Below are 9,778 nucleotides of genomic sequence, written 5' to 3'. Positions count from 1 at the left end.
TAACGATCTGTTCGATTTCAACACTGCCGTCTTCCTCAAAATCCATTTGGTCACCCGGTTTATAAAAACGGACTTTTTTTGCTATCTTTGTAAGAGGAGAGAGAAGATAGCGAACCCACCAGACTGCGGCAAAAAATATTACTGCGATACTCACCCAGACGCCGTAAACAATTTTATGAATGGATTGACGCGTCTCTTCATAGGCCATATCACTATAATGCAATGTGATGGATCCCATCAATTCTCCACTAGTAGGTTCATTAATCGCATGGGTGACACTTACCGCTTCATGCCGGGATTTCAAATGTTCTTTACTGTGCGTGTAGAAATAGAGTCTCTTTCCATTCTGATCACGAACTTCCAATTCCGTTACATCGGGCACCGATACGGCAGGAGCAACTTTTTCTGATATTTGATCGTAAAATTTTAAATATAAGGCAATTTGAAGCGGCTTTTCAATGGTTTGTATCAGTAAATTAGCTTTTTGTTTCTCTGAAACCAATATCGTCTTTTCAAAAACGATACTGACAACGGCTCCAAGTGACATAAAAATCAGAAGGAATATCAAAATCAATGAGCCCACGATTTTATAGGAAAGACGAGTCTTAGGAAGAAACATCATGGTTGAGCCTTAATGTATTTCAAATTACCACATGTTAAGTAAAGCTGAAAATTTATTCAGAAATTACGTAATTTTATCCTATAATATACCGAATAAATCATTTACTTTATTTAGCGTTTATGAATTATTAAATATCTAACTTTCAACCAATCATAGAAACGAAGGTAAAATTAGTGAAATGTTCAGTAGCATCAACGGAAATGGAACGAACAGCTATATTGCAGCAAAGGTATGATATTTTTGTAGAAGAATTTAATTATTTAGCGCCCAGAGAAGATGGTAAACATATCGAATACGATGAGTATGACAAATATTCTCTTTTATTCGGTGTTTGGGAAGAAGAGTCTTTGATTGCATCCTGCCGACTTGTACTTCCAAATCCTATCTTAGGATTACCGACACTTAAAGTAATGGTGATTGATGCGGGAAAATTAGAAAGCACTCAGCCAACTGCCGAAATTTCACGAATTTTAGTCGCTTCCAAACATAGAATTTTTAAAAAAACGATAAAGATACTTCAAATAATGCAAAAAGAGATTAATAAAATTGCTTCCGAATATAATATAGTGCAATTGATTGGGTCCGTTGAAGCCAGTTTTTTACGCCTTCTTAACTGTGCCAAACTCCCATACCAAGCGATTGGCCCTTTACAGCATCATATAGGACCCGATCGTTATCCTATTGTTCTAAAACTTCAAGACAATATCACATCCATCAAAGAAGAGTCATGATTACACGTTCCTCCCTTATCCTATTATTAGCCCATTTGTCTCTTTTTTCTGCCGAAACGGATACGGATCTTTTTAATAACCTCACTGATGATATGAGCAGTATTGCACAAACGGCTAAGGATCAACGAGCCAATATCGATTATCTTCCCTTCATCATGACGGTTTTTGACGGTGAAGAACTCGCCCATGCAGGGGCATCTTCATTAAAAGAGGCTCTTAGTCTCGCAGCCGGCGTCAATATCGCCAGTGACAATCTCTCTTTGTTCAACCCCGTTTTTCGCGGTTCAAATCCTGTCGCCTATGGACAAAGCAAACTGATCGTTGACGGCGTCGAAGTGAATGATCTTTTCTTTGACGGGTATACCGCCTACCTGAGTATGCCGATTGACATGATCAAACGGATCGAAATTGTCCGCGGACCGGGAAGCTACAGTGATGGGCACTCAGGGTATGCAGGATCGATCGTTGTAACGACGTACAAAGAGGAAGCGCCATCTGGAGGGGTGAGCCGTTGGTTTGCCTCTGCAGGCACGTATGGCACCCGTAAAGCCGGTGCCTCGTATGCAACAAAACATGATGATTTTTCTTTTGCTGCAGATTTGTATACCATACATGATAATCTTTCACTCTCCTACGGACCCGATGGTATGAGCAATGGAATACTAAGTTATAATCTTGGCGGTAACCTTCCTGGAGTAACTATTGATAACCGTCCACTTTCTCAATCTGGACACGCTCCATCTGCTACCGATGCGACCATGGTTTCGGCATCGCTCTCTAAGGGAGCTTTTTTTGCAGACGGCCGCATATCTTCGTATCGGCACGGTTCAGCTGGAGGTATCAATTATGCTCTTGCCGCTGATGGAGACCATTACAACATCGATCAATGGCAAATTCGTTCAGGTGCCCACTACAATATAAACAGTTTTACCGGAACCGTCCAAGCTGCGATGATTCAAGACAGTTTTGTCAGCCATCAGCTTCTCGCACCTGCAGAATTTCGGTACTATTCGCTGACTCTTCCTACTCCTGTTGTTGTCACCTATCCTGATGGTTTTTACGGTATTCATGAAGCGTTTATCCGAACATATCGAGTTAACAACACCCTTGCGGGAACTCTATTCGGAGGAGATACTACTTTCGGAATCAGCGGTTCATGGAGCAGCGTTACCTCGGAAAAAACCATTACCACAGACCGAGACAGCGGCACGGGGATGACCGATTATTCAACAACACTTCCTTTTTTCAATCCAAACGGCTCTATCAATAATCTGACAGCCTACATGACCTATGAAAAGGTTATTACACCTGTTCTTACAGGCTATGCTTCACTAACGGTCGATCGGCGCAACGGAATAAGCCCGCAGATTGACCCAAGAATTGCAGCCGTCTATGCTATCGACCCTGCAAATCTAATTAAATTTTCAATCTCACGTGCCCACAGAAATCCATCATGGCAGGAGATGTTTACCCTCAATAATAAAGCCCGTTGGGGAAATCCGGACTTGTTGCCGGAAACCGTCATCGCATACGAAACACAATATATCCATCAATTCGAAACAGACCATACTCTCTCCTTTAATCTTTTTCGCCTGAACAATGACAATCAGATATATCTGCAATACAATCCTTCATTGGCACGTTATGAATACGTTAACGGATTAAAAAGTAGTATTCAGGGAATAGAAGGGGAGTGGCGTAAACGGTATGATGCAACCACTTTCTATGCCGCTTATACCCATATTTGGGCTGAAGACGGTAACGGTGTTACATTGGCAAATACTCCATCCGATACCGCACGAGGATTTATAACACAAAATCTGGATGAACATTGGTACGGTTCTTTAGCCGGTCGTTGGCAAAACAAAATCCCGAGAGCAGCGACCGATACTCGTAATGATATGAAAGCAATCGGCATCGTCGATACATCTATCGGATATAAACTCCCCTACCTTAACAGTGAGATTCAATTTACGGTGAAAAATATATTTGATGAGAAAGAATTCTATCCAAGTCCTTCAAACACTTATGACGGGGATTATCCATCAACCGGACGCGCTTTTATGGCAACACTACGGGGTACATTTTGAAACGATTTATTATCTTTTTTACGCTCAGTGTAACCGGATGGTGCGCATCCTATGATCCCTTTTTATTGGATACACAACTCACATTGCTCCCTAAAATTGCAATGCTCGATAAAAATATTGCCTTTCCACACAATAAATCTCCGATCAAAATTTTGATCGCCTATGAATATGAGGATGAAGATACTGCTCTCAGTTGCACTAAAATATTGATGAACAAATTCAATGGAGTTCTAAACGGACATCCTATTGTCGTCACAACACTTCCCTTCGACAAACTCGATAATGCAGTATCGTTTCACCTTATATATGCACTTAAAACAAATGCGACACAGCTTAAAAAGGTTCATAATGCTGTTAGTTCATCCGGTACGCTTACCGCTCTCTATGATGCGGATAAACTCAGTGACGGCGGTATCTTGCTCTCTATTCGCATGGAACGGGCTCCGGTCATTTTGATCAATGCAAAAATACTACGGGAAAATCGAATCTCTTTCCCCGACAGTCTGCTCGAGATTGCTAGAATTATCTAATTTTCAGCGAATCTCTTTCTGATTCATACGCGCCTGTAATGCATTGGAGATATTCATCAATGCAAAGGTGACGATAAAAATCATTAATCCGGGGAAAAAACTCACCCACCATGCAATATCGATCACCTCTTTACCGCCGCTGAGAATACTTCCCCAGCTCATTTGCGGAGCTACAATCCCCAAACCCAAAAAAGAAAGTCCGGATTCCGCCAAAATAGCCCCCCCTACCCCAAACGTAAAACTGACTAATACGATAGGTGCTAACAAGGGAGCATAATACTTGAGCATAATTTTTAGTGGATGAACATGTCCTATATGAAGTATTCGAATAAACGGTTTTGATGCAATCGCAAAACTCTCGGAGCGAATCAGTCTGGCCGTTCCCATCCAACCTGTTACGGAGATGATTAATATCAACACCCAAACAGAAGCATTGACGTAACTCACAAGTGTCAAAAGCAAGAAAAGGGTCGGGAAGGTCAAAAACAGATCTACAATAATAATAAATAATTTATCAAATCCTCCACGCAGCAATGCAGCACTTACTCCATAGAGTAACCCTATCATTGTGGAGATGAAAGCGCTCATAAAGCCGATTATAAGGGAAATTCGTCCCCCTTCCATTAAACGGGCCAACAAATCACGGCCCAACCTATCCGTTCCGAACCAATGGGACATAGAAGGAGATACTAAAATTGAATGAGCATCTAAGAACAAAGGATCAGCCGCATATATATAGGGGCCGACAAAAGAGAAGAGGATTACCGCAACAAGCGCAGCAATACTAAACAGAGGCATTAGGCTTTAATGCCCAATAATGTAGTCATCATTTGATCGATGGTTGTGATAATCTTAGCAGCTGCGCCATAGGAAGTTTGATAACGAATCAAATTGGCCATCTCTTCATCAATATTGACTGAGCTGATTGAATCTTGCTCTTGTTTGATCGCATTATACTGAGCGGTGATTGTATCATTACCCGTAATAGCTGCATTTGTTTTTGTCCCGACTTTCGTAACCATTGAGTCATAGTAATTATAGATAGTATCACTCGTAGTCGATAGGCCATTGTTAAAATCAACCGATGAAAACTGTAAATTTACCATAGCCAATGCAGTTTGATTGTCTCCGCTACTAGGCATTTTAAATGCATTTATTTGAGATGAATCGGATTTAAAATCGTTTTTAAGACTTATATTTTTTGCATTATTCCCATCTAAAAATCGGTTTACACCCGTCACTCCGGCAAAATTGGTTCCATTGTCTTCAATCGAAAATGTATATCCCTGCGAGGCAAATGAAGTGGACAAATCAATACTAAGTGTGTTTGCAGGTGTAGTGAACACAGGGTTCAAGATACTGTTAATATCATTCAATGCATTGTTATCGGCATTATCATCTTTTTGTGCTTTAAGCTGAGCGATTATACTGTTTGAAGTACCGTCAGGCAGAAGGTTCGTGGCCGACGCGTTGTCCATTACGGTTTGTTGATTAATCGTTATAGAACGGCGGGCAACTTCGTTACCGTCAATATCGTATGCTACGACATCAAATGTTCCCGCTTTGAAATTTTCACCGGTACTGAGCAATGATGACGTATCCGAAAATGAGAGGGCATTTGAACGCATTTGGGAAGTTGCGCTTTGAGCATATACACTATTGGTCGCTTCAATAAGCCCTTTTGCAAAGTTGTCCATATTCGTTTTCGTTTCTTGCAAGAATCCGTCTACAAACTCTCCGTCTGAACCGATTGTAGATCCTCTTAACTCTAATAACGCTCCTACTTTACCGGATGTAATTTTTTCGGCAAAAGGAATTTTGACTCCATCCTGGCGCTGATAGTAGAGATCATTGTATCCATTCTTATTACCGGTTTTATCGATCCCAATCGGGTGAAAACTGCTGCCGTCAACCAGATTAAATCCACCCACTTGTATCGTATAGCTTCCATTCCCTTCAGAAATATTGCTGTCGACAACGTTATTGCTTGTAATCTGTCCTTCCGTTGCTTTTGCACCGATCAGATTGGACAATGTCAATTCAAGTTTTCCGCGTTGATCCCGTAAATCATTTGCATTGTTGATCCCGTCTGATTCTGCCAAATTAATCGATTTGTTCAATTTCGCGATCTCTTCCGCAACACGATTCACTTCATCGATATTAACCGCGATCTGATCATTTAACGAGCTTTGAAGATCTGTAATCTTTGCACGGGTCTGATTTATATCTTGGGTCAGAGTTTGTGTTTGTTGTGCCAAAGAGACTTTTAGCGCGCTATTGCTCGGGTTATCTGCCAAGGATTGCCATGTGTCAAAATAACTTTGCAAATCACTTTTTATACCGTTATTCTGAATATCCGGAAAATAGGTGGAGAGCTCTTGAAGATTTTTTTTCATCTCATCCGAATACGACTTATTTTGGGAAGCAGTTTTATAGCGGTTATAAACAAAACTGTCAAAAACACGGGTGATCTCGGTAATTTGTACCCCGTTTCCACGCTGCCCAGGATCAATACTGATCGGTGTAGCCGCAGCGGTCACAACACGTTGACGTGTGTATCCTACTGTTTCCGCATTGGAAATATTATGTCCGGTCGTATCAATACCGATTTGTGCCGCGTTAAGACCGCTATACCCGATGTGTAATGCATTAAAAATTGATGCCATATTATGCTCGCACTTCCAAAAATGAAGCTTCGGAGGAAGCTACCTTTTGGTAACCTTCCATTTGTGTCGGGACAACCCGTTCAAGCAGCGTATTATAAAATGCTCCGACACTTAAAACCATTTTTGCGTATTGTTGATTAATCTCACGCAGTGCGCTGAGATGTTCTTTAAGAGAATCAAGTTGCTGATGTTGTTCGTTATCTAAAAGATCAGAGAGCGGTTTCGAAGGGTGTGCCGTCATTAGTTTTGAGATTTCACGATCGATCATCGCTTTTTTTTGCTCGAAACTTTTAATTTTCTCTTCTTTGATGGCCAAACGTTCAAACTGCGGGTTGTGTTTCGCTTCTCTGATATCCATGATATCTTCTTGCGATAAAGAGATAAGAGATTCAAGATCTTTGATAGCGCTTTGTAATTGATAAGACAACATCATAAACTCCTATACTTTAGGTTAGCTCTTTAGCAATACGCTTGGCTAACGCTTCGATATCGACACGGTATTCCCCTTTTTCGATAGACGCTTTTAGCTCATCGATTCGGCTTGTGTCACCTTGTTTTGTAATAGATTGCACGGATTTCTCCTGCTCTTTGGTTTTTAATGATGGTTCTTGGTATGCCGCTTTCACTAGCGAGCCGTTCACACTTGAGATCATGGTGAATCCTTGTTATCCGTTTATGATGTATATACACCATATCGGCAAAAACCTTTAAAAATTTAGTCTATTCTCCTGTTTTTATCCCTTTTTGACTCAGATTATCAAATAACATTTGTGAAAATCCAAACCCGCCGGCACTGGCATTGGAGAGTTCGTCACGGTACATCGATTTGAATATCTTATCTCCGGGGTCATTGGTATTAAAAAGATTTTTTTCATCTTTCATCGCTTCATCCAGCATCATTTTGATAATAATCGCTTCAAACTGATCGGTCTTTTCGCGTAAAGCTTTATCACCCTCTTTGGTGCCAACGGTAGGGAGCGGCTTTTGATACTGAACTGTAGAAACGTCCATCAGATGACCTCCAAATCAACTGAAATCGCTCCGGCACTTTTCATTGCCTGGAATATTGAAATCATCTCTTTAGGGGTTGCTCCGAGCTTTTGGAGCGAACGGGCAATATTAGCAACCGTTGTTGTCCCTTTTTCGGTATAGACTTCATTTTCATTCAGCCCGATAACAAGACTTTTATCCATAGAAACACTTCCCGCAGGTTTCGAAACGGTATTTTGAGAAAGAATCTTTACGGTCATATCCCCCTGTGTAACCACCACAGGCTGAACTTCAACATCGACTCCCGCAACGATCGTTCCGGTTCGTTCATTGATAATAATCTTTTGTTCCTGCGCATAATTAATATCCAGATTTTGGACTTCGGCCAAAAATTCAACCATTGTTTTATTCGCCGGAAGTTCTAAATTAATCGTTCTTGGATCGATTGCGGTCGCGATTGAAGAGTGATATTTAGCGTTGATCACATTTTGGATTGCAACGGCATTATTAAAGTTTGAAGATTTCAGAGACAGGGTCGCATTGTGCATATGAATCATATCCTGATTAATTTCACGCTCGACCAAGCCGCCTCCGTATACCAGTCCAACGGTTGGGTGCGATTCCGCACCTGCCCCTTTTTCATTTTTTCCGCCGATGCTTATAGGCCCTTGTGCCAAAGCATAGATTTTACCGTCAACCCCTTTGAGAGGAGTCATAAGCAATGTTCCGCCCTCAAGTGATTTTGCATCACCGATGGAAGAGACGGTAACATCAAGCGAATCACCCTGACGGGCAAACGGTGCGAATCTTGCTGTAACAACGACGGCTGCAACGTTTTTGGATTTGATATCGACAGGATTCATATCGATGTTCATCGCTTTAAGCATATTGGCGATCGATTGGAGCGTAAATTTGGAGGTTGTACCATCCCCGGTTTTTTTCAAACCGACGACAAGAGAATAGCCGATGATCTGATTGTCGCGAACACCGACGACATTAGCGACTTCGCTGATACGTGCGGCTTGCAAAAATGTTAACAGGGAAAAAAGTAGTACAAAAATTCTCATGCTCATCCTTTATAATCACAAAGGATAAAGCAAAGTTTATTCCATAATGGGTTTATGCGTAATAGGTAAGAGAGGTTTTCCCGAAGCGTTTGGATTTGATACGGTTAAAATGACCGATCGAATCCGGTAAATCCAATGTACTCATATGTTCAATAACGATCAAGGTTGCCATTTCCAACGGGAACGAAGCGATCATATCGATCGTTTTATCGTATATCTCTTCCATTCCTTCACGAAATGCAAAGGGAGGATCGACGTAGATAAAAGCACTCTCACCCAGCAATGCAAGCCGTTTTTTGACCTGATTGATGTTGCTAAAACTGTCTCCTTCAAACACTTCACAGCTGCTCGGATCGGTTTGAGCGATATTTTCTCGCAAGGTACGAATCGCATCGCGGTCTTTTTCCATAAATATGACTCTTTTAGCTCCTCGACTGAGCGCTTCAAGACCGATCGATCCGCTTCCTGAAAAAACTTCAACCAAAACAGCATCGATAATATCAAATTGAAGCGTATTGAAAAAAGATTCCAGCACAATCGCTTTGGAACTGCGAGTGGTCTCTTTTGAGGGGAGTTTTAAGGTTTTCCCCTTGTATTTTCCGGCAATAATTTTTTTTGTAATGGTTGGATTATTTTTCATAAAATGCTCGAATCGCCTTTATAATGTTTGCTTGATACTCACGGGTCAATTTGTCGATATGGCGTTCCAAGATATCAAAACTAACCGCCTCTTCAGGTGCAGGGAGAAGTTCTTCTTCCTCTATTGACGCAAAGGATTGTTGTTTGCACGATTCAAACTTTTGCGTTAATGCATGAAGCAGCTGCGCTTTGGAAAAAGGTTTAACCAAATCACACGATCCATTGACACCGATGACAAATGTCGGGTGTACATCATCACGAATATCTTTGTCCCGAATCAAAATATCGCATTGTCGGATAGAGCTTAAATGTCCATCCAGAAAAAGTTCCAAGGAACGCTGTAACAATGGAGAATCGCACTGGATAGCTACTTTCACGACGTTTACCTTGTAAAAAATTGCGTTATTTTAGCATACTAAGCTCATGTGAAAGATAAAATGCTC

Annotated in this window: 12 protein-coding genes; 3 read left to right on the top strand and 9 right to left on the bottom strand. The window is 41.2% G+C overall.

Annotated elements, in window-relative coordinates; genetic code table 11:
* A partial coding sequence (locus tag PHP90_RS08665) for a hypothetical protein (protein ID WP_299928286.1) occupies positions 1 to 622 on the bottom strand: 622 nt, incomplete at its 3' end.
* Positions 623 to 795: 173 nt separating this feature from the next.
* Between PHP90_RS08665 and PHP90_RS08660 the strand changes: the two genes are divergently transcribed.
* From PHP90_RS08660 to PHP90_RS08650, 3 genes are read left to right on the top strand one after another with little or no spacing between them, the layout of a single operon-like run.
* The gene (locus PHP90_RS08660) at positions 796 to 1,353 is read left to right on the top strand and encodes a GNAT family N-acyltransferase (RefSeq protein ID WP_299928283.1); all 558 of its coding nucleotides are present in this window, start codon (positions 796 to 798) and stop codon (positions 1,351 to 1,353) included.
* On the top strand, positions 1,350 to 3,443 hold the full coding sequence (locus tag PHP90_RS08655; RefSeq protein WP_299928280.1) for a TonB-dependent receptor plug domain-containing protein: 2,094 nt from the start codon (positions 1,350 to 1,352) through the stop codon (positions 3,441 to 3,443). The genes PHP90_RS08660 and PHP90_RS08655 overlap by 4 nt, the downstream gene beginning before the upstream one ends.
* Positions 3,440 to 3,973 (top strand): YfiR/HmsC family protein, encoded by a 534-nt coding sequence (locus tag PHP90_RS08650; RefSeq protein WP_299928278.1) that lies wholly within the window; start codon positions 3,440 to 3,442, stop codon positions 3,971 to 3,973. Before PHP90_RS08655 ends, PHP90_RS08650 begins: the two co-directional genes overlap by 4 nt.
* 3 nt (positions 3,974 to 3,976) lie before the next feature.
* Here PHP90_RS08650 and PHP90_RS08645 read toward each other — a convergent pair whose 3' ends face one another.
* The 8 genes from PHP90_RS08645 to PHP90_RS08610 form a co-directional block, all read right to left on the bottom strand.
* Complete coding sequence (locus PHP90_RS08645) at positions 3,977 to 4,771, bottom strand: ABC transporter permease (protein WP_299928276.1); 795 nt, start codon at positions 4,769 to 4,771, stop codon at positions 3,977 to 3,979.
* Positions 4,771 to 6,639 (bottom strand): flagellar hook-associated protein FlgK, encoded by a 1,869-nt coding sequence (flgK, locus tag PHP90_RS08640; RefSeq protein ID WP_299928274.1) that lies wholly within the window; start codon positions 6,637 to 6,639, stop codon positions 4,771 to 4,773. The genes PHP90_RS08645 and flgK overlap by 1 nt, the downstream gene beginning before the upstream one ends.
* Position 6,640: 1 nt before the next feature.
* A complete protein-coding gene (locus PHP90_RS08635) occupies positions 6,641 to 7,069 on the bottom strand; it encodes a hypothetical protein (protein WP_299928271.1) in 429 nt (142 codons plus the stop codon).
* 16 nt (positions 7,070 to 7,085) lie between these two features.
* The gene (locus tag PHP90_RS08630) at positions 7,086 to 7,292 is read right to left on the bottom strand and encodes a flagellar biosynthesis anti-sigma factor FlgM (protein ID WP_299928268.1); all 207 of its coding nucleotides are present in this window, start codon (positions 7,290 to 7,292) and stop codon (positions 7,086 to 7,088) included.
* 67 nt (positions 7,293 to 7,359) lie between these two features.
* A complete protein-coding gene (locus tag PHP90_RS08625) occupies positions 7,360 to 7,650 on the bottom strand; it encodes a rod-binding protein (RefSeq protein WP_299928265.1) in 291 nt (96 codons plus the stop codon).
* The gene (locus PHP90_RS08620) at positions 7,650 to 8,696 is read right to left on the bottom strand and encodes a flagellar basal body P-ring protein FlgI (RefSeq protein ID WP_299928260.1); all 1,047 of its coding nucleotides are present in this window, start codon (positions 8,694 to 8,696) and stop codon (positions 7,650 to 7,652) included. The genes PHP90_RS08625 and PHP90_RS08620 overlap by 1 nt, the downstream gene beginning before the upstream one ends.
* A gap of 52 nt (positions 8,697 to 8,748) precedes the next feature.
* Positions 8,749 to 9,336, bottom strand: coding sequence for a 16S rRNA (guanine(966)-N(2))-methyltransferase RsmD (gene rsmD, locus PHP90_RS08615; RefSeq protein ID WP_299928257.1), 588 nt, complete (start codon positions 9,334 to 9,336; stop codon positions 8,749 to 8,751).
* The gene (locus PHP90_RS08610) at positions 9,326 to 9,712 is read right to left on the bottom strand and encodes a hypothetical protein (RefSeq protein ID WP_299928254.1); all 387 of its coding nucleotides are present in this window, start codon (positions 9,710 to 9,712) and stop codon (positions 9,326 to 9,328) included. The genes rsmD and PHP90_RS08610 overlap by 11 nt, the downstream gene beginning before the upstream one ends.
* Positions 9,713 to 9,778 lie beyond the last annotated feature (66 nt).

The sequence above is a fragment of the Sulfuricurvum sp. genome (assembly GCF_028712165.1).
Lineage (GTDB): Bacteria > Campylobacterota > Campylobacteria > Campylobacterales > Sulfurimonadaceae > Sulfuricurvum.
Note: the sequence above shows the minus strand (reverse complement) of the source record. Positions and strands in the feature narration are given on the sequence as shown.